The sequence below is a fragment of the Gracilimonas sp. genome (assembly GCF_040218225.1).
In the GTDB taxonomy this organism is placed as follows: domain Bacteria; phylum Bacteroidota; class Rhodothermia; order Balneolales; family Balneolaceae; genus Gracilimonas.
Genome location: NZ_JAVJQO010000002.1, coordinates 149392 through 171505, shown reverse-complemented (window position 1 = coordinate 171505; position 22114 = coordinate 149392). Strand labels below are relative to the sequence as shown.

The 22114-nt window shown below is 41.0% G+C and carries 14 protein-coding genes; 10 read left to right on the top strand and 4 right to left on the bottom strand.

Going from position 1 to position 22114, the window contains the following annotated elements; genetic code table 11:
* Nucleotides 1-155: 155 nt before the first annotated feature.
* Nucleotides 156-1343 (bottom strand): kynureninase/PvdN C-terminal domain-containing protein, encoded by a 1188-nt coding sequence (locus RIB15_RS00795; protein ID WP_350200242.1) that lies wholly within the window; start codon nt 1341-1343, stop codon nt 156-158.
* A gap of 71 nt (nt 1344-1414) precedes the next feature.
* Nucleotides 1415-2194: a tryptophan 2,3-dioxygenase gene (locus RIB15_RS00790; RefSeq protein ID WP_350200241.1), complete on the bottom strand. Its 780-nt coding sequence runs from the start codon at nt 2192-2194 to the stop codon at nt 1415-1417.
* 744 nt (nt 2195-2938) lie between these two features.
* Here RIB15_RS00790 and RIB15_RS00785 point away from each other — a divergent pair.
* From RIB15_RS00785 to RIB15_RS00750, 8 genes are all read left to right on the top strand, one after another.
* Entirely contained in the window at nt 2939-6106 is a 3168-nt protein-coding gene (locus RIB15_RS00785) for a TonB-dependent receptor (protein WP_350200240.1), read from the top strand.
* Between the two features lie 31 nt (nt 6107-6137).
* Nucleotides 6138-8258: a T9SS type A sorting domain-containing protein gene (locus RIB15_RS00780; protein ID WP_350200239.1), complete on the top strand. Its 2121-nt coding sequence runs from the start codon at nt 6138-6140 to the stop codon at nt 8256-8258.
* Between the two features lie 8 nt (nt 8259-8266).
* On the top strand, nt 8267-9271 hold the full coding sequence (locus tag RIB15_RS00775) for a PorV/PorQ family protein (RefSeq protein WP_350200238.1): 1005 nt from the start codon (nt 8267-8269) through the stop codon (nt 9269-9271).
* Between the two features lie 15 nt (nt 9272-9286).
* Nucleotides 9287-10564, top strand: coding sequence for an IPT/TIG domain-containing protein (locus RIB15_RS00770; protein WP_350200237.1), 1278 nt, complete (start codon nt 9287-9289; stop codon nt 10562-10564).
* A gap of 71 nt (nt 10565-10635) precedes the next feature.
* Nucleotides 10636-12000 (top strand): T9SS type A sorting domain-containing protein, encoded by a 1365-nt coding sequence (locus RIB15_RS00765; protein ID WP_350200236.1) that lies wholly within the window; start codon nt 10636-10638, stop codon nt 11998-12000.
* 70 nt (nt 12001-12070) lie between these two features.
* Nucleotides 12071-14062: a family 10 glycosylhydrolase gene (locus RIB15_RS00760; protein WP_350200235.1), complete on the top strand. Its 1992-nt coding sequence runs from the start codon at nt 12071-12073 to the stop codon at nt 14060-14062.
* Nucleotides 14062-15081, top strand: coding sequence for a metallophosphoesterase family protein (locus tag RIB15_RS00755; RefSeq protein WP_350200234.1), 1020 nt, complete (start codon nt 14062-14064; stop codon nt 15079-15081). The genes RIB15_RS00760 and RIB15_RS00755 overlap by 1 nt, the downstream gene beginning before the upstream one ends.
* A 56-nt stretch (nt 15082-15137) precedes the next feature.
* Nucleotides 15138-17573 (top strand): phosphodiester glycosidase family protein, encoded by a 2436-nt coding sequence (locus tag RIB15_RS00750; protein WP_350200233.1) that lies wholly within the window; start codon nt 15138-15140, stop codon nt 17571-17573.
* Nucleotides 17574-17578: 5 nt separating this feature from the next.
* Here RIB15_RS00750 and RIB15_RS00745 read toward each other — a convergent pair whose 3' ends face one another.
* Nucleotides 17579-18739 (bottom strand): acyltransferase family protein, encoded by a 1161-nt coding sequence (locus tag RIB15_RS00745; RefSeq protein WP_350200232.1) that lies wholly within the window; start codon nt 18737-18739, stop codon nt 17579-17581.
* Between the two features lie 100 nt (nt 18740-18839).
* Between RIB15_RS00745 and RIB15_RS00740 the strand changes: the two genes are divergently transcribed.
* Nucleotides 18840-19685, top strand: a complete 846-nt coding sequence (locus tag RIB15_RS00740) for a BadF/BadG/BcrA/BcrD ATPase family protein (RefSeq protein WP_350200231.1) — start codon at nt 18840-18842, stop codon at nt 19683-19685.
* Nucleotides 19686-19690: 5 nt separating this feature from the next.
* Here the strand turns inward: RIB15_RS00740 and RIB15_RS00735 are convergent, their stop codons facing one another.
* Nucleotides 19691-20752 (bottom strand): glycoside hydrolase family 3 protein, encoded by a 1062-nt coding sequence (locus RIB15_RS00735; protein ID WP_350200230.1) that lies wholly within the window; start codon nt 20750-20752, stop codon nt 19691-19693.
* Nucleotides 20753-20866: 114 nt separating this feature from the next.
* Here RIB15_RS00735 and RIB15_RS00730 point away from each other — a divergent pair, with 114 nt between their 5' ends.
* Entirely contained in the window at nt 20867-22111 is a 1245-nt protein-coding gene (locus RIB15_RS00730; protein WP_350200229.1) for an exo-beta-N-acetylmuramidase NamZ family protein, read from the top strand.
* Nucleotides 22112-22114: the final 3 nt, after the last annotated feature.

Sequence of the window (22114 nt, the reverse complement as noted above, 5' to 3'; positions counted from 1 at the left end):
ACTTTATGTCACCTTCAATTGAATGATTTCAATATATGTTCAATATATGTGATAGACAAATCTCAGTTGTGTTAATTGCAAATATTTCCCCAAAAAGTTATTTATGTGTGATATATGTTAGAGCAACTTTAAAGAGATTCCTTACAAAAAAAGTTTTAAGAGAGATTTTTCACAACATTTTTTAGCTCAATCATAGCCTGATCTATCTGAGAGGAAGTGATGTATGGAGCAGGTCCAAATCTCAGAATTTCACCACGGGCATCCGTAAAGACTCCATTGTCCATTAGCGAAGCTCGAATTTGCCTTGCATGCGGGGAGGTTAAAGACAAGAATCCTCCGTTTCGTTCCAGCGGTTCTTCGTGTGTGAGGCGTATCACAGATTTGTCAAATTGGTTAGCCAGAAACCGTTCTCTTAGCATTTTAACCTGAGCCAAATATTGTTCCCGCAGTACATTTGGGGATAGCCCGTGTTCCTGAAAAAACTCAACTACCTTTGCAGCCCGAAACTGAGAAGAGGGGTCATAAGTACCACTCGCAAAGCGCTGGTTGCCGTTATCGTATTCTACTGGAGCGTCCGTTCTGGGTTTATCGAGTGAACTGAAGGCAGCAAACCATCCGGTGATAGCTGGACGGTAATTACAATCTTTAGGAAAGCGCAGAAAGCAATTTGATTCTCCCCATTGCAGGTATTTATATCCTCCTATCAGAATAAAGCAGTCTTCAAGTCCGGCTTCACGAATAGAAAGGGGAACAACATTGGTTCCGTGATAGTCATCAATTAAAACTGGGATTCCTTTTTCTCTGGCAGCTGCAGCAATTTCAGTTAAATGTGTATTGATAAGGCAGGTTTCAAAATATACACGGGAAAGCATGATGGCAGACGTTCGGTCATCCATCTCTTCTATGATGCGTTCAGCAAAACTTTCATCGGGTTCGGTTGCTACACGAACAAACTCCAAGCCTTCTTCTTCCAGCCGGTGCAGCTGACGAAACAAAGAATGAAACTCTCCATCTGTGGAGATGATTTTTGGTTTATTTTTCAGATCTAAACTGCTCATCCAGCTAACAAACAATACATGGGTACTTTCTTCCCGGCAGTAGAATCCGTTTGGGTCATCATAAAAATCACGAAGGTAATTTCTCAGTATTTCGGTCTTTTCAAAAGCGATGTCCCATTTGTTATCCACATGCTTTGCGCACACATCAAAATATTCGGTTTGTCCTTCACGGGCTACATCGGGCCAGGCCTGGTGAGAATGCCCGGTAAAGAGCAGTCGATTGGCAACATCAAAATGAGAATAATGAGGAGAGAGCTTATTGGCTAAGAAATCAATATCAGACATATAAAATGAGGATAAACCTAAGATTAAGGGTGCAAAGGTAACTGATTTTGGGTATCAAATGTTCGGATAAGTCAAAATTTAGATCGAATTTCCCACAGGTCTGGAAAAATAGCATGGTTTAGGGTTTTATGAAGATACTTCGCTCCATCAGAACCACCAGTGCCTTTCTTGGTGCCAATGGTTCGCTCCACCATTTTGACATGCCGGTACCGCCATTCCTGAAGTCCTTCATCATAATCTACAAACAGCTCGGCAATAAGAGCTGCCTCCGGATCATTCTGCATAGCTTCTACCAATACTTCCTGAATTTCATCCGAAGGTTCATGAATCAGTCCTTTTTCGTTTACGCGTTTGGGTTCAATATTATAACCCCTGGTTCTTAGGTAAGCACAGAAACTTTCCCACAGGGTGGATTCTTCCATTCGCTTCTTCAATATCCTTATATGTTTGGGCTGATCTTTATGGGCTTCTTTCATTAAAGGAAAGCGAAGGCCGCATATAATTTCCATCTCCCGGAACTGAAGGGATTGAAATCCGCTGGACTGCCCCAGAAATTTCCGAAAGCTGTTGAACTCAAGGGGGGTCATGGTTTCAAGAATATCAATTTGTGAGACCATAGTTTTAAGAATGGTCAAAATCCGCCGCATGGTTTTAAGCGATCCCCAGGTATTACCGGCTTCCAGGTTTTTTCGAAGCTTACCGAACTCGTGTAAAATTTGTTTGAACCACAATTCATAGGTTTGATGAATAATGATAAACAAGGTTTCATCATGTTCAGGTGGGTCAGATTTAAGCTGCTGAAGTTCAAGCAGTTCGTCGATTTTAAGGTAGTTGGTATACGTAAGGCTCATAGGTAAAATTTGATTCATTGAATAATAGCCAGATCAGGTGATTGATGCTAAAGTTCAATTTAAATTTGAAAGGCTGACCTTAAAAACGTTAAAAATCCTGAAGGCAAAACTTATGTAGCTAACATCTACTCGTATTTAAAACACTATTGGTTTCGCCAGAACAATCGACTGTTAACAGAAAGGAGTGAGGGTCTTTGTAAAGCAAAATGATCAAGAACTCTCAATTTTCTGGCCAATAATTGAAGATTTCCGTCTGAATTCTATAGCTGTTTTTCAAAAAGTGGTCTTTTAAATCAGTTTTAAAAAAAATATCTAAGATAATTTTCGCTACTATTTTGAAAAATCGATGTGCTCAAAATTCGCTATTTGATGAGTTGGAAAGTTTTTTTGGTAATAAGGAAATCAACTGAATAAGGGTTTTTTAGTAGTTAAATCTCACTAATTCATTAGAAAATATTCTGGTAAAGTATTTAAAAACATAATTTTGCTGATTGTGAAACAGAATTTAATACCGGAGTTGAGTTTTTTTATAAGGGTATAAGGCGCTTCATGGATATAGTTTGACAGAAGGGTTGATTATTTGAAAGCAATGTTAAACCCAGGCTGTTTATGAAATTCATTTTTATTAAAAAATTCTTCAACAAAAGTTTATTTCTTAATCAGAATTTTATACTATGCGGATTCAGTCAATACTGAAAAAATCCTACAGCGGGATTTCTACTGCTAAAATAATTTGATCTGTTTATGGATGTTAAAAAGCTACTATCATTCTTCTTCTTTTTACTCATTTCACAATCCCTTCTCGCACAAACTGGTAAGATAACCGGCTTTGTTACTGATACGAATGGGGAACCGCTTCCAGGGGTGAATGTTATTATCGAAGGAACTACTCAGGGTACAGCTACCCAGCCAGATGGATACTATCAAATTCTGAACGTGAAACCTGGTACGTATTCTATAAAAGCTTCTTTTATAGGTTTTACACCCGTTGTTGTGGAAGAGGTAGAGGTAAATATTAACCTGACGACTGAGGTTAATATTGAAATGTCCGAAGAAACCTTTGAGGGAGAGGAAGTAGTAGTTGTAGCCGAAAAACCTGTGGTTAAAAGAGATGTTTCTTCAAGTCAGGCTAACATTAGTAAAGAAAATATTGATGCACTACCTGTTGCCAGTGTCACTGATGTGGTTGGGTTGCAGGCTGGTGTTGAAGGTTTGAGCATTCGCGGTAGTGGTTCAGATGAGGTAACGTTTAACTTAAATGGTTTTGCCCTTCGATCAGGTCGTGATAATACCCCTTTTACTGGTATCAGTGTGACTTCAGTAGAAAATGTACAGTTACAAACCGGTGGTTTTAATGCTGAATATGGAAATGTTCGGTCGGGTCTTATTAATGTGACAAGTAAGGAAGGTAGTCCTGATCGCTATACTGTGGATGGCTTGTTTCGAATTACACCGCCCCAGCAAAAAAATGTCGGGCAGGATATAAACAGTCCGAATTCATATTGGCTTAGACCCTATTTAGATGATGAAGTAGCCTGGACAGGAACGAATAATGGCGCCTGGGATACTTACACACAGCGAAATTACCCATCATTCCAGGGCTGGAATGCTTTCTCACAAAGTTTACTTGCTGATGAGGACCCAACCAATGATTTAACACCTGAAGCTGCTCAGCAGGCATTTTTATATCAGCACCGAAAAGATTTTGCGATTACGGAGCCGGATTATGAGATTGATTTAACGGTAGGTGGTCCGTTTCCTGTAATTAGTGATAAATTAGGTGATCTTCGCTTTTCTGTTTCTCTAAGACAGACACAGGAAATGTATATGGTGCCTCTTTCCAGAGACAGGTATGATCAAACAACCTGGCAAACCAAGCTGACAAGTAATGTTGGTCCCGGAATGAAGCTTTCAATTGATGGTATGTATAGTCGGGAAACAGGAACTTCTGAAAGTCAAACAGGTAGTTCTTCTGGTGACTTTGTTGGAGATTCTCATTTCTTCACAAGCAGTACGGATATTTCAGCTGATATGGATCAGGTTAGTTTTATTGAATCCAGATTGTTCGCTACGGATTACTGGGCACCATCTGAAAAAATAAGCAGGAACATCGGTGCTCAGTTCACGCATTCCATAAATAATAATACCTTTTACGAAATTAAGATTAATAACTTTTTCAATAAAACAAGCACCAACCCCGGGGGATTCAGAGATACTTCCGATGTATATACAATAGGTGGTGTTGGTTTTAGCGAAGCTCCTTTTGGCTTTTTTGATGAAACTTCTTTCGGCCTGGCTTCAGGTATGAGGATGGGAGTGGGTATGAGTACTGCCCGGGATAGCAGTGAAGTTTCAGATCTGAATGTGAATTTTGCTATAACCAGTCAGCTGGATCGGTATAATTTGGTAAAAGCAGGAGTTGATTTTACAAGAACGGATAGCCGAATCAATTATGGATCATTTGATAAGGTACTTCCTTCCGGTCGAACACGCTCGGTTTGGAACACAACTCCATATCGTATTGCAGCATATGTGCAGGATAAAATTGAGTTCGAAGGAATGATTGCCAATCTTGGACTTCGTTTAACTTACAACGACCCGAATGTTGACTGGTATGACTATGAGCCCTTTACCGATTTATTCTCTACAGGAAATGCCTCGGCGCTGGACACCGCTGCTACTTCTGATGTAGATCCACAACTTGTATTACAGCCAAGATTAGGTGTTTCATTCCCAATTACGGATGACAGTAAGTTGTTTTTCAACTATGGTCATTTCGTTCAGCTTCCACAACCAGAAAACCTTTATTTAGTCCGTATTGAGCCATTTACCAATACAGTAACAAGGTTAGCTTCGCCTAATAATCCTCTGCCAAAAACCGTTGCATACGAGCTTGGCTATGAGCAAAACCTTTTTGACAATTACCTGGTGAGAATAAGTGGCTATTACAAAGATCTAAGTAATCAGCCTATTCAGGTTTCATTTACCGGGCGAGATAATAGCAGCTATACGGTAAGTCGTCCGTTTTCATATGAAGATATTCGTGGTGTGGAACTTACACTTAGAAAACAAAGAGGTAGATTTTTCTGGGGAGAGATTAATTACACCTATGATGTTCAAACGACAGGTTTCTTTGGAACGCTTGAGAATTACGAAAACCCATTTGAGCAACGACAGTATGAACGCCTGACAGCAGATAACGATATAACAAGATCAACTCCTCGTCCTTTCGCACGTCTGCAATTGTATTTCCAGACACCACCCGAATTAGGACCACAATTTCTTGGTGGCTACCCGTTAGGAAGATGGCAAATTGTTCCTTTGGTTAGCTGGAGAGCTGGAGATAAATTCACTTATACCGGTGGTGGCTCAATCCCAGGAGTTGTAGACAATTTACAGTACAGAGACAGTTGGAGTACGAGCCTTCGAATAACAAAACGTGTTGATCTGGGTGATGGTTCGAATGTGAGATTCTTTGCAGATGTAAGTAATGTTATCAACCGAAGAAACTTTAATATCTTTAATTCGGGACTCATTGACGGTAATGACTATTTAGATTATATGGCATCACTCCACCTTCCAAAAGGAAAGCTTGAGGAAATTAATTTACTAAGCTCCAGGGTGCCCGGAAGTGATAAGCCAGGTGATTACCGCCCTGCCGATGTACAATATGTGCCTATCGAAACAACTACTGATTTGAATACTGTCAGTAATCCTAATGGCAGGGCATTATACTACAATACACAGGAAGGAGCGTACTATCAGTATGAAGATGGAGCTTTTGTGGAAGCTGACAAGGGGTATGTAAACAAAGTGCTGGATGATAAGGCATACATTAATATGCCCAATCAGCAGTTCTTTAATTTTCTTGATCCCAGAACGATCCGCTTCGGTGTAAGATTTTCTTTTTAAATAACAGAGTTGTAAAAATAAAAAAGGCGTAATGAGTAGAAAGAATTTGTATAAGTATATCTGTGCTTCGCTTCTAATAGCAATAGGATTATCTGTTAATGCCTATTCGCAAGTAGAAAACAGGTGGTTATCAGTTGGCTCTTTTCACAATTTTTATTCCAGTATTGGCTCAGAAATTGAAGAAGGCTTTATCAATGAACAACAGGGTGGCTGGCAATGGCCTGCTATTTATAGAGGGCAGGATGCTCAGGCTATGAAGGCTCTCTGGTTAGGTGTTACCAATTATACCGATGAAAACGGAACCACTTTTAATCGACGGGTTGTTCATGTTGGCCCCCGGGTAACTGGTTTGGGAGAATTTTATCCGGTAAGTATGGAAACGGTGAGTAAGTTTGAGCCGCCTTCAGTAAATGTTGATGGATTAGATTCTTTTTCCAAGAGTGTACAGAACGACCGGGTTGATCCAAATCTCGATGCCGATCGTGTGATTCGTACCGAAATGAACACACTTATTGGAGTTACGGTAAAACGTACGATAAAACAGTTTGGCCAAGAGTTTCATGACAATTACCACGTAATTGAGTATACATTTATAAATACGGGTAATACGGATGGTGATCCGGAAATTGAAATGCCTGGTCAGGACATCACAGGATTTATTCCTTATTTTCTGAATCGTATGGCTCCCGTTAAAGCTTCCCGGTATACCATCGGTAATGCGACAGGCTGGGGTGTTAATACAATGAATGATCAGCGGGGTGATGGTGCACGACCCGGTGAACCCGAAGATTTCAGAGCTTCTTTTGCCTGGCATGGGTATTTCCCAAGCTTTGCAACTCCAAACTATGACAATATTGGGGCTCCGATATTTGTCCCGAATACTACAGGTGGTTATTTATCTGCTGATGACACCACAGGCCGGCTTGCAGCCTATCACTTTGTTGGAACCGTAACCTTGCATGCTGATGCTTCATCTACAGACCCAACGGATGACCCCGGACAGCCATTTACCATGTCTTATGAGCACAATGATGATAAATTGTATAGTAACAACGACGCCTTTAATGTCACGAAAATGGAGGAAGAATATGAAATGATGAGCCGCGGAAGGGTGACCCCACGACATGCCTATGTTGTAGAGCCAAGTGGATTCGATGGTTTTGTAAACCCAACAAATGCACCTACTCCACCGGATGAACAGGGCGGGCAAGCATATACCTATGGTTACGGTCCATACGATATTGCCTTCGGAGACAGTGTGACTATAGTTATTGCTGAGGCTTCATCAGGTATATCAAGGGAATTGGCAAATGAAACGGGTGCTGCATTCAAGAGAGGTGAGATTGATGCCGAACAAAAGAACAGGGTAGTATTCCAGGGTAGAGATTCTTTATTTCAAACGTTTGAAAGAGCTATTGCAAACTATGAGTCGGGTTATGCAATCCCAGAGGCTCCGGAACCTCCCAGTCTTTTTACAGTAACTTCTGCAGGTAATGGAATTGACCTTGAATGGGAATATACCGGTGACACATCAAATCTTAATGGCTTTAGAATTTATCGTGCATCGGGAAGACTGGACAGTACTTACCGGCTTCTCTATGAGGCTGACGCCAGTGAAACCTTTATCAAAGATGGTGACGTAGATCGTGGCCCTGAATATTTGCTTGATCCGCCCATCCGCGGACTTGACTACTATTATTATATAGTTAGTGTAGGATCTTTGAATAACGACCCGACCGGACAAACACCGACAAATACTGAGTTGATAAGCAACCGCTATTATATGCAAAGTTATGATCCGGCCCGACTGCTCAGACCTGCGGGTGAAGCCATGGAAGATATTCGTGTGGTGCCGAATCCATACAGGGCAAACTCACCTGTTGAATTGAAATTTGGAAGTGTAGCCAGTGAAGACCGGGTAGCATTCTTTGAAGTGCCCAGCAGATGTACAATAAACATCTATACTGAGTTAGGTGAAAAAATAAAGACTTTGACCAATACAAATGGAAGTGGAGATATCTACTGGGATGTCAAAACAGACTACCGTCAACGAGTAGCTAGTGGCATTTATATTGCCCGAATTATCAACGAAGATCCAAACGATGATGAGTTTGGTAAAGTAGCTACAAGAAAAATTGTAATCATACTATAGGTGTAAAAGTGAGATTAAGTAAAGCATTATTCCTCTGTATTTTAGCGCTTCTTTGTACCACAGATATATATGGACAAAAGAAGAGGGCGCAAACAAGTATGAAATTTTTAAGTGTATCGCCATCTCCGCGAGCTTCGGCGATGTCTGAAGCGGTTACATCTGTAGAGATGGGCGCTTATTCAGCCTTATACAATCCAGCTACTATGGCTTATATAAATGGTACGTATACGGCTAGTGTAGGTGCGGTTCAATGGATTGCTGATATCAATCACAATTCAGCTTCGCTGGTTTATCAGCCTGCTGATGGGAAATATGGTGTTATTGGAGTAAACGCTATTTCTGTTGATTATGGAGAAATCCTTTCCACTGCCCGGGCAGACAATGAACAAGGGTATGTTGATTTAGGAACTATAAATCCAACGGCTTTTGCTGTAGGTCTGTCGTATGCAAATGCGATTACAGATCAGTTTTCGGTAGGTGCTAACTTCAGGTACAGTAATCAGAATTTAGGAAAAGCAGCTGTAACCATGGATGGTTCCGGAGGTTATGAATTACAGTCGTTTTCTGCGGGTACAGGAGTACTCGATTTTGGTGTACTTTATAAAACAGGTTTTGAGAGTTTGAACTTTGGTATGGCGCTCAGAAACTTTTCTCCTGAAGTAAGTTACGACGATGAAGGGGCTGAACTCCCTCTTACTTTCAAAATTGGAATTTCGATGGATGTGTTAGATCTAAGTAACCTTGACCCGGATGTTCACTCTCTTCTTGTCAGCATTGATGCAAACAGGCCTCGTGATTACGATGAGCAACTGCTTTTTGGTCTGGAGTACACGTTCATAGATCGATTTGTAATAAGGGGAGGATATGGTTTTCCAAAAGATGAAGAGCAGCTAACTTTTGGTGCCGGTATAAAGCAACCTATTGGCCCCATGGTCTTAAGTGTTGACTACTCGTACACTCAGTTTGGTGTATTTGGTGAAGTAAACAGATTTAGTGCTCAAATAGGATTTTAAATGACATTAGTAAGTATGAAGTTTAGAAAAATAAATCACATCGTATTATTGGTAGTTTTAACTACAGGGCTAATATCTTGTAAAGAAGGTAACAGTGTATATGATCCTGATTATGAGCCTTCAAGGCCAAACCCTGTTGTTACAAATATAACACCGGTAGATGGATATCTGGCTGGGGTTGATTCCGTTATCGTAACCGGAGAGAACTTTGCAACAGATCCTGATAGTGTCACCATTAATTTTGGTGGATCTGCGGGTGTCGTCAAAAGTGCAACTAAAACACAACTTGTAGTACGGCCTGGAACTATTTGGGGAGACGATTTAAATGTTAGGGTATCTGTACGAGGAGCTGAGTTTTTTAGTGACTCATACCTCTATGATCTGATTCAGCCTTTTGGGCTTTATCCCGGAGTCGCTTCCTCAAACAATCCAAACACCCCTGTTGCTGTAGATGCACAAAACAATGTTTACGCTATAATAAATACGAACGGAATTATTCGTTATACCCGAATTTCTCCGGATGGGACCGTTACCACCGATAACACCCGATATCAGGGTGAGCTTGACGATGATGATAACCCTTATCCATCCGACAGTACTATGAGGTTTAACAGCTATTCTGCACTGGCAGTAGGCCCAAATGGGGATCTTTTTCTGGCACAACAGAGTTTGCGGGCAGTTTTCGTGAAAACTTTTGGCAACGATTTGCAGGAAGACGTTTGGGCTGCTTCAACTACAAATGCTCTCAAGATCCGTGACATGGTTTTTGATAATAACGGATTCTTATGGGTTGTAGGTGTAGATAGTGACCAAATTCACCGGTTTAATGTAACTAACAGAGCCGAGTCTAAAACGAATTTCGCTGGTGCATTTTCATCAGTGGCTTTTTATGCTGCCAATAATGAGCTGTATGTTGGAGGTGAAATTCAGGGAGGCCAAAAAGTATGGAAATTCACCATTGATGGTGGAGGTAATTTGACTCAGGGTGGACTATATTTTGATTATTCCCAACATTACGGCGGTAGCATTTCGGATATGATTTTGGCCTCAAACGGTGAATTGATTATAACAACGGGTAGAGAAATAGATGATGTATCGAAACCAAGCATGGTACGGGTATACCCGGATGGAAGACATGAAGCATTTTATGAAGGCATGCTGAAGCCCGGAATTACGAGTATAACCTGGCGTGATGATGAGTTTGCTGTGGTTACTGTAAGAGGAGATGATGAGAACAGTATCAATTTTTTGAATATGTATGACCGCACAAGAGCAGGAATTTTCGGTTTTTAACTGAAACGATAACACAAATACTTAATCTAAATAATCAAACGCATAGATAAACAGATACAAAGGAGATAATTATGAAAATGAATAAAATACTAACCGTGCTTAGCTTCATGCTTATACCAGCATTGGCTTTTGCACAAAATTGGACTCAGGACGATACTTTCGTACCGGAAGAAGGTGATACATGGGTAGAAGTTCATGGTGTTGCCGTTGACGGCGAAGGTAAAATCTGGATACAACCTTTTGGTGCAACCGATAGTGTTACACTAAACAGAACCGGGGTAAAAGTAGCGACACGCGTAATCTACATCTATAATCCTGATGGTACACCAGCTTCGTTTTCACCACTCAAAGTTATTGAGTATGAAGATGACACCCCAGCTGATACTTTAGGTCAGGTGTGGCAAGGTGAAGCTTACGAAGGTTATTCAGGACGTGGTATTGAAGCAGATTATAATGGAGACATTATTATCTCTCAGTTTAACCGTGTTTACAAGGTAGATCATACAACAGGTATGGGTATCGCCAAAGTTGATCCAGGTATTGGTTCTCTTGGTGAAGCTTCTGCTGATAAAAATGGAAACATTTATGTATCTGCTGTAGTAGCCACAGATGCTCCGATTATCAAGTATGATTCAAATCTTGAAAACCCGGAAGAACTGCTTACTCTGACTTCAGGTTTCTCTCGTGATCTTCAGGTTTCTCCGGATGGTAATACAATCTGGTGGGCTGGTTATACTGGTCCTGGAGTATTGCGTTATGCTCGTGCAAGTGAATTCGAAAGTTTCCCAACGGTACCAGATACTGTACTAAGAGGAATCAGAGCTGAAAGCTTCGACCTTCACCCACAAACATTCCACCTATGGGTAGGTTCAGGTTCATTGAATGATGTTCCGGGCGAGCCATATCAGCCACAAACATGGTATGCATTTGATTATGCAGATCTTGATCCTGAGACCACACCAACCGCATTGGATAGTATTGAATGGGTAGCTGGTGCTGATGTTTCCGGAGGATATGATCAAGCCAGACCTCGTGGTCTAGATTTCTCACCTGATGGTACTATCGCTTATGTTGGTGCTTTCAGCGCAACAGAAACGGCTGTTGATGTTCAGAAGTTTACAACCGAGCAGGTTTATACTTCTAACGAGAATAATGGAAAATCTGATATTCCAGAAGGATATACCCTAAAGCAAAACTATCCGAATCCATTTAACCCAACTACCAATATCGAGTATTCGATTAACGAAGCTGGTCCTGTTACAATTAAAGTGTATGACATGACTGGTCGTGAAGTTGCTACATTAGTAAACTCTCGCATGAGTGCAGGCGATCATACCGTATCTTTTGATGCGTCTAACCTGTCTTCAGGCGTTTATATTTACATGTTGCAAACAAACGGAGTTCGTTTAACGAACAAAATGACTCTTATTAAGTAAAAGGCATAAAGCCACAAAAAAGGCAGCCTTGTGCTGCCTTTTTTTTTCTATATATCGAAATTATAAAATCATGTTGTTAAGAAAACCCATTTCAATCCTTTTGCTATGCCTGTTTTGTTACATAAATGTTCAGGCTCAAGAGAATCAGCCACCAAAAAAAGAATTTAGAGCTACATGGATGGCTACGGTCATTAATTTAGACTGGCCCGCATCCGGCAACATACCCGTTAGCTTTCAGAAACAAAGCTTGTTAGACCGATTGGATGACATGAAAGCTGCTGGTATAAATACACTGTATTTCCAGATAAGAACAGAAGGAGACGCACTATATGATTCTGACATTGAGCCATGGTCGAAGTACCTTACCGGCGAAGAAGGTGTTGCTCCGGATCCATATTGGGATCCTTTAGAATTTGTAATTGAAGAAGCCCACAAAAGAGGGATGGAGCTTCATGCCTGGTTGAACCCATATCGGGCTATGCGCATGATCCCGGGCGATTTTACCCAAAAAGTATTTAATAATGAAAATATAGATGAAAGCTTAAAGCCGTTCCTGGGAAGGTATTATGATGCAGAATCAAAAAATAAACTTCCGGGTACTACCGCACGAGATTCTATGCATGTAGCTAATAAGCATCCGGAATGGTTGTTTGTAATGAATGATGCAATTGCCATTATGAATCCGGGCTTACCTGAAGTAATTGATTACAATATTGATGTTGTAATGGATGTAGTGAACCGTTACGATGTCGATGGTATTCATTTTGATGATTACTTCTACCCGTATCCACCCAATCATATGGCCAGCAACAATAATGATACCCTTGATGATGATACCTTCGCTCAATACCCAAGAGGGTTTGATAATAAAGATGATTGGAGAAGAAATAACATCGATCTGTTTGTAGAAATGCTTCACGATAGTATTCAGGTTGTGAAACCATGGGTGAAATTTGGTATTAGTCCTTTTGGAATATGGAAAAGCGGAGTGCCAAGTGGAATCAGCGGTATGGATGCTTACAGCGTTGTCTATGGTGATGGAGTGGCCTGGCTGGAAGCACAAACGATAGATTATATAACACCACAGCTATATTGGGCCTTCTCCCGATTTGGTACCGGACAGGATTATGGAAAACTCGCTGATTGGTGGGCTGAACAAGCTGCAGCTAATGGCCGGCATATATACCCCGGACATGGACTATACCGTTCTAGCAGCAGTACCTATTCAAATACACTATTTGATGCAGATGAAATACCTCGTCAAATCCGGCACAATAGAAATAATGAAAATATATCAGGAAGTGTGTTCTTCAGGTCAAGTAACATTACAACCTATTCGTCCAAAGGATTTGCTGATTCACTAAAGAATAATTACTACAAGTATGCAGCTTTACAGCCTACGATGGATTGGAAGGATACAAGTATTCCCAATTCACCTGAAAACCTTGTTGTTAACAGGGATTCGGAGAAAGAGTATGTATTTGAATTAAGCTGGGATAGACCTCAAATCGATGTACAGACTAAAACATCCGCTGCCGGTCATGTCGATACATTGATTAAATATGCGATTTATCGTGTCGATGCCGGTTCTTCACCTAATGCAGTCGAAGAAATGGAGAGCCCTTACAACTTGATTGCCGTTACAGGAGAAACGAGCTATACGGATGTCACCCCGCCTTCAGAAGAAAGTCATTGGTATTTTGTAACAGCTGTTAGCAGAAATAATGTAGAGAGTGAGCCTACATCTGCAGTTGAAGGAGGTATTGTTGTTTCAAATGAGGAAACAACGGAAACTCCGGAGCAGATATCATTGTCACAAAACTATCCTAACCCTTTTAACCCGGTTACAAGGATAACCTTCGATCTGCCTAATAGTGGCTTTACGACTCTGAAGGTTTATGATATGCTTGGAAGACAAGTTGCAGAGCTTGTAGGGCGAACTATGGTTGCCGGAGAGCATACGGTTAACTTCGATGCATCCAAATTGTCTTCAGGTATTTATATTTACCAGCTGAAGATGGGAGATGTTTCTATGACCCGAAAAATGACGCTCATTAAGTAATGTCGTCCAGAAGATCGTTTTTAAAAAATGTTGGAATTAGTGCCCTGGGAATGGGCACTTTTTTCAATACTAGCAAGAATAATGAGGAAAGCTTTCGGATTGTTCACCTTACCGATCAGCATGTAACATCCCGGCGACAGGGACATCTAGGGTATAAAAAATGTATCGAATCCATAAACTCATTGGAACCTTCCCCAGATTTGGTACTGATGGGTGGAGATATGGTGTTTGATGGTTTGTACACAGAACTTGAGACCTATAAAGAATCCATCCGGCTCTATAAAAGTGCTACTGATGAGCTAAGGATGCCTTATTACAATTGCATTGGAAACCATGATGTACTGGGGTTATCATCACGCCGAAAAGTTCCTGCCGACCATCCCGGCATTGGGAAAAAAATGATTATGCAAGAGATGGGGATGGAAAAAGATTACTACAGTTTTAATCACAACGGGTGGCACTTTGTGATTTTGAATTCGATTTTTGAGTTTGAAGGCGAAAATGGCCCGGCTTATAAAGCTATGATCGGTGAAGAGCAGTTGGATTGGCTTCGTTACGATCTTGGTGATCATAAAGACATGCCAACAATTGCGGTTTCGCACTTAGCTGCTTTTTCTCATAAAGGGCAAATTAATAATGATTTTGAGATGATGGCTATGAGCCCATTCGTTCTACAGGATAACATAGAGCTTCGGCATGTTCTGGAACGACATAATGTAAAAGCTTTACTTCAGGGACATACCCATATCAGTGAAGACTTTAGATTTAATGATGTATGGTATATCACCTCTCAAGCTGCCTCTGCAGCCTGGTGGGGAGGTAATTGGTTAGGATTTAAACCCGGCTATACAGTTCTGGAACTTGGAAAAAAAGATATTTTACAGTGGTATCCGGTTGAGTATGAATGGGAGCATCAGCTAGAGCCCGACGATACCGTAGAAAGACAGAGAATAGAAGAGAGGCAACATTTGGAGCAAAGACAGGATAGTCTTTATAACGTGGAAGTAGATAAAGATTAGAACAAGAGCTCTGACTGTACATTAAACATTATTTCCTAACACTTACAACACCTGATATGAAGAAGTCGATCTTAATTTTTGCACTAAGCATACTATCAATCCAGAGCATTGCTCAAATTAAATATGATACTTTGAGTGTGCAGCAAATTGGTGATGGGATATTTCACTATACAATCGAAGCTCCTGCCGTTCCCTGGACATTTGATGTTGTAGAAGTAGATCTCACTAAATCTGAAACAAAACTGGAAACAGTAAAAGCTCAGGATACTTTTGGCGGTTATGAAAAAACCAGTTCCATGTCGCAGAGAAAATCGTTTGAAGGACATCAGGTAGTTGCAGCGGTTAACGGTGATTTTTATGGAGGGGGAAATCCAACTAATGCCCAGGTTATAAAAGGGGAAATAATAAAAAAGCCGATTAGCAGGGATGTATTTGGATACACAAAAGACAAAAAAGTTTTCATCAACCCTACTGCTTATACCGGTAAACTACGATCGGGGAATGATGAATTTGATATTACAGGAATAAATCAGGCTCGAACCACAGATGCGTTGGTTTATTACAATCAGTATTTCGGATCATCAACCGGAACCAACCAGTTTGGTACAGAACTTATCTTAAAAGGTATTGATGAATGGGTTGTAAATGGTGAAGTACGAGCAGTAGTAGTCGAGAAAATATCTGCCGGTGATGCCGAGTTTACCGATTCTACTTTTGTACTATCCGGACATGGGACTTCTGCAAACGATCTGGATGGATTTCAGGCCGGAGATACTGTACGTGTAGAACATCAGTTATTACCCGGTTACGACAATATAAAAGAGGTTGTAGGTGGCCGTGGTAAGTTTCTGAATGATGGGAATAATGAGGGTGATTGGCCGGAAAGACATCCCAGGACGGCAGTGGGTTTTAATGCAGACTCTACCAAACTTTACCTGATGACCGTTGATGGAAGACAGGCTTCAAGTGCAGGAATGACTCTGACAGAAATGGGTGAGTTCATGAAAAGATTTGGAGTTGAGAATGCCCTGAATCTTGATGGTGGAGGTTCTACGACCATGGTGGTTCACAACAATGTAGTTAATGATCCTTCAGATGGAATTGGTGAACGAGCTGTTGCTAATGCACTGATGGTGGTTTCATCAAAAGAGAAAACCGGTTTGCTTGAGAACCTGAATCTGGCTCCGTCTTTTAAGAAAGTATACAGAGGAAATACATTTAACTTTTCAGTAAGTGGGAGTGATGTAAATCATTATCCCATCGAGCTTGATTCTCAAAACCTGAGTTTTTCTCTAAGTGAAGGTTTTGATGCTGCAATAGACAGTGAAGGAAATTTTACTGCCGGCAACACTCCGGATACCGGATATGTGTATCTGGAATATGAGGGACTTAAAGATACCGCGATGGTTATTGTAAAAGGCATAACCGATTTCTCAATCTTCCCGCAGCATGCTGTTACCGATAGTTCCTATGCATTTAATTATTTCAACGAGTCATATGATTTTGACGGGCAGAAACAGGAAGTCGGAAATGCCGGTATTAGCTGGGAAGTTGAAAACCCGGACATAGGAATGATCACAAATGGCACTTTTAAAGGGATTAGTGAAGGAATAACAAATGTAATCGGAACGTACGATGGAGTTTCAGATACAGCTGAAGTAGAAGTACAGATTGGCACTGGACGGGAATTACTAAGCAGTTTTGAGAGCCTTGATGGCTGGTCTTTGGATGGACTGAATATAGATCTGGAAAACTCCGCACTGGTATTGGTAGATAGTGTTGCCACTGATGGTGAACACTCCCTGCGATTGGACTACGAGTTTGAATATAATAATACACCTACTGTATGGGCTTATCTGGAAACAGATATCCCGGTATTTGGGGTGCCAGATTCCATTAACTTCCATGCCAGAACAGATGGTAAAAAGCATTTGATCGACTTAGCCCTGGAGGATAATAATGGTGAATCTTTCACGATTCGTGTAAAAAAATGGGCAGAAAGTACTGACTTCGATATTTATCCCTCTCTGATGAGTGACCTTAGCCCTGTTGACCCTTTCAATACTTTCTACTATCCCATAACAATCAAGAGCATAGGCTTTAAGCTGGCATCGGATCAGCAAACCGGAGAAAGGTACTCGGGTTCTATTTTTATTGATAATCTTGAGGTTGTTTATCCAAACCAAACGGCTGTTTCCAATGAAAAAACCGGAGATACTGAAATTCCAACAGATGTTTCTTTGAAACAAAACTATCCAAACCCTTTCAACCCAACTACGAAAATCTCATTTACCTTGCCAAGTGCAGATCAGGTTGACCTGGAAGTTTTTGACGTGTTGGGCAGAAGAGTAGCTTCCCTGGTAGATGAGAGGCTGGGTGCTGGTAGCCACACCATTAATTTTGATGCAAGCAGATTATCATCTGGAATCTATTTATACAGACTGACTACAGGTGAAGCTACCATTTCCAGAAAAATGACGCTTATAAAATAAAAGAGCTAAACTTTTATAATGATGTTTTTCTTTTTCATAAAGGCTGCCAGCAGGTAAAACAATACAATCCATAGTACCGCATATAAAACAGAGGCATTGATGGGTGAAGCTATCGAGTTTAAAACCACTTCATAGATCCACCCTTTCAGCGTATAGGATTCACCGCCATATGAAAACCGGATCATATTAAATAACCGGGCAATGATTCCACTCAGAAAGAAGACGGTAATGGCATTTATGCCGTAGGCAACGCCCCAGTCGGTAAAACGCTGTTTCCCTTTAACATCAATAAACCAATAGCAGAGCCCAAAAATGCACATGGCTTGTCCGCCTGTGAAAAGCGTGTAAGAACTCGTCCAGATATTCTTGTTAATTGGGAAAATCCAGCTCCACACATAACCGAGCATGATGAGTATAAATCCCCAAATAAAGAACTGTAAAGTTCTTGAGGATTCGGTGTCCTTGTCGCTCATTAACATTCTGCCCGTCCAGATTCCAATCAGTGTACTGCCAATGGCAGGAAGTGTACTAAGCAATCCTTCAGGGTCCCAATTCTCTTTCCACATATGACCAGATAATAGCATTTGATCAATGTATGCTGCAAGATTACCTTCTGCGGAGTCGATGGCTCCAGCCCCATAACCGGGAACCGGGATACCCATCATCAATATCCAGTATCCTATCAGAAGTCCGGCAAGGGTGAGCATTTGGGTTTTGGGTTTAGTGTAAAGAAAAAGAGTAGCACCAATAGCATAGCAGATGGCGATTCTTTGCAAAACACCCGGAATCCGTATATCAATCAGGTTTTGATGTAAACCAAAGTCGGGAATGAAGGTGAGGTATGGAAAAGCAGAAAGGGCAAGCCCAAGGCCGAATATCTTGGCGGCTCTGACCAGCGTCTTCTTCAGTAAATCCGAATCATCTGCACCTTTGGCTCTCGCTTTGGTAAATGCCAGAACAATGGAAACCCCAACAATAAACAGGAAAAAGGGGAATATAAGATCTGTTGGAGTCCAACCATGCCAGGGAGCGTGTTTTAAAGGTCCATAAATGTGAGACCATGATCCGGGGTTATTTACCAAAATCATGGCGGCCACTGTAGCCCCCCTGAAAAAGTCCAAAGATACAAGTCGTTTGCCGGAAGAAATGCCGCTTAGTGTAGTCATATTTTTTCATTAATTAGCCCGAATAGTATAAAAAAAGAAACCAAAGTGGTAATGAAATAATGTGTTAAGTATCTTCGCTACAATCAATTAAAATGGATGAATGAGTATACTAATAGCAGACAGCGGTTCAACAAAAACAGAATGGATTTTAGTCAATCAAAATGGGGAGAAAGAATATTTTCATACTGATGGTTTGAATCCATATTTCATGTCTCTGGAGCAGTTAACGAAGGTTATTAATGAAGGACTGGTTAGTGCCCTCAAAGATAAAACCGTTGACGAAATCTTTTTCTATGGTGCGGGATGTGGAACCGAAAGGAGCAAAGGCATAATTCGAAAAGCAATATCAACTTGCTTTGGTAGTGCAACCATTACCGTTGATACCGATTTGTTGGCAGCTGCCAAGGCTTGCTTCTGGGATAAGCCGGGAGTAGCCTGTATTCTGGGAACAGGTTCTAACTCTTGCCTGTATGATGGAGAGAAAATCATAAACCAGATTCCTTCACTTGGTTTTACACTGGGTGACGAGGGTTCCGGAGGGTATTTCGGTAAGAGAATCCTGCGAAGCTATTTCTATAATTTGATGCCTTCTGATCTTAGAAAGGAACTTGAAAAAAGACACGATATGGAGCTGGATCAGATTTTGCAAAAAGTATATAAGGAGCCCAATGGGAATAGATTTGTGGCTTCTTTTTCACATCTTTTGGGTGATTTTGCAGAGCACGATTTTATCAAAGATATAGTTCGGAGTGGCTTTGAGGATTTTGCAGAAAAGCAGCTCGCCTACTTTGGAGATATTACAGATAAAGACATTGGCTTTGTCGGTTCCATAGCAGCCATTCACAGAGAAACATTGGAAAAGGTTCTCGCAAAGAGAGGACTGAAGCTGGGTATTATTGTAAGAAAGCCCATTGAAAGATTGGTGGACAACCATCTCGGGAAGTAGAACTCTTACAGTTTAGCTTTTAGATCGAGGATACGGGAAACGGAGGCATCGATTCGATTCTCTGTTACTTTTCCTTCATCCAGTAATTGTTCAACCGCAGCAATGGCGTCCTTAAGTTCTACTTGTTCTTTGAGAAGGTTATTGCCAAAACAGAAGATATCCAGCCCTGCATTAAGGCCATTTCCCAGAGATTCTTTTAGGGAATAATGATCTGAAATGGCGCGCATCTGCATATCATCTGAAATTACCACACCGGTAAAGCTCAGCTTTTCCCTCAAAATATGCTGCAGAACATTTTCAGAAAGGGTGGCAGGCATATTTTCGTCCAGCTTAGAATTAAAAATATGAGCCGTCATAATCATTTGACAATTCCCTTCGGTGATTAATGTTTTGTAAGGCTCCAGCTCATCTTCTTTCCAAGTATCAGTCACATCAACGAAACCAGCATGGGTATCGCCTTCTGCACTGCCATGTCCCGGAAAGTGCTTACAGCAGGTGAGAATATTTGCTTGCAGGTGGCCTTCGATATAAGCTCTTGCATGCCGGGTTACCTTCTCGCGAGATTTGCCAAATGAGCGTTCCCGTTTCGCAATAATAGAACTTTTCGGGTTGGAACTCAGGTCAAGAACAGGGGCAAAGTTCAGATTAATACCCGCTTTAGCAAGAGTTTCTGCAATATGAAGGGAATGTGATCTTGTAAACTCAACATCATCTTTTTCACCCAGATTTTGGTGAGACAACGTTTCCGGAAATCCATATTCTGGTTTGAGCCGGTTTATTAAACCGCCTTCCTGATCGATGCCAATTAATAGCGGAGATTCTGAGGCTTTTTTTAACGAGGCGGTCAGGCGACGTACCTGTTCCGGTGATTTTATATTATGAACCGGTTGGTCGTGTACCATGTCTTTATCAAAGAGGATAACACCACCGGGTTTATACTGTTCAATATTCTCCAATATTTCAGAGCTTTCAGAAATATCGTTCCCCCTGAACCCTATTAAAAAAAGCTGTCCAATTTTTTCTTTTAAAGTAAGTTGTTCTACTGTTCTTATTTTATTGCTGGGCATTTGATTGCGAGGGGTTTTTATTTTTTACAAGTAGTAATCATTAGTGCCTGAAGTTCAGGTTGAGAATGTATAACTTCAACAGCTTAAAACGAAAAAAAAATCAGCCATTTTATTATGATTAAAAATGTTTTCCTTTTACTTCTTATGAGTTTTTTGGGGTTTTCACCAAGCTTTGGTCAATCCTCAGAAATGGTCAAAACTGGAATTGAAGTACTTTCTGAAAATAACTTTGAAATGCTTAAAGGGAAGAAAGTAGGACTTATAACCAATGCTACTGGTGTAAATTCGGACTTGGTTTCTACAGTTGACCTGATCTACAATGCTCCCGGAGTAGAGCTCACTGCTTTGTACGGACCTGAGCATGGAGTTAGAGGGGAGTTTGCAGCTGGAGATAAGGTAGACACCTATGTGGATGAGGTAACGGGTGTAACCGTGTTTTCGCTGTATGGAGCTACCAGAAAACCAACACCCGAGATGCTGGAAAATGTTGATGTACTCGTTTATGATATTCAGGATATTGGCGTTCGTTCATATACCTATATCAGTACAATGGGTTTAGCGATGGAAGCTGCTGCAGAACACGACCTTGAATTTGTGGTCCTGGATCGTCCTAATCCGTTGGGCGGAGAGAAAGTGGAAGGCAATATTGTAGAAGAAGGCTACATTTCATTTGTAAGCCAGTTCCCGGTTCCATACATCTATGGGCTTACACCGGGTGAAGTTGCCAAAATGATTAATAATGAAGGTTGGCTGAAAGATGGTAAAAAGTGCAAGCTTACCATTGTGGAGATGGAAGGCTGGAAAAGGGACATGACTTTTGATCAAACGGGTTTGCCCTGGGTGCCTACCTCACCGCATATCCCGCACGAATATTCCGCCTATTTTTACGTAGCCACGGGAATAATGGGAGAGCTTGGAGTGTTCTCAGAAGGTGTTGGCTATACATTACCGTTCCAGGTATTTGCAGCCGAGTGGATTGATGAAAGGGAACTCGCAGAACGCATGAATGCACTGGAAATACCAGGTGTGATTTTTCGTCCGACCGTTTTCAAACCTTTCTACGGCAGAGATCAGGGTAAGACTTTGCATGGCGTTCAAATTCATTTCAACGATTACACCAAAGCTCATTTAATGAAGCTGCAGTTTTGGTTTATGCAGGTTCATAAGGAAATGTATCCCGATAAAAATGTTTTCGAAATGGGCAAAAACCGATGGAGTATGTTTGAGAAAGTTACAGGTACTGATCAAATCAGGAAGTTATTCAGCAAGAATTATAAGGTTTCTGACATTGAAGAGTACTTGTCTAAAGACACGGCTGCTTTCATAGAAAAATCATCAACTTATTACCTATACAATTAATTA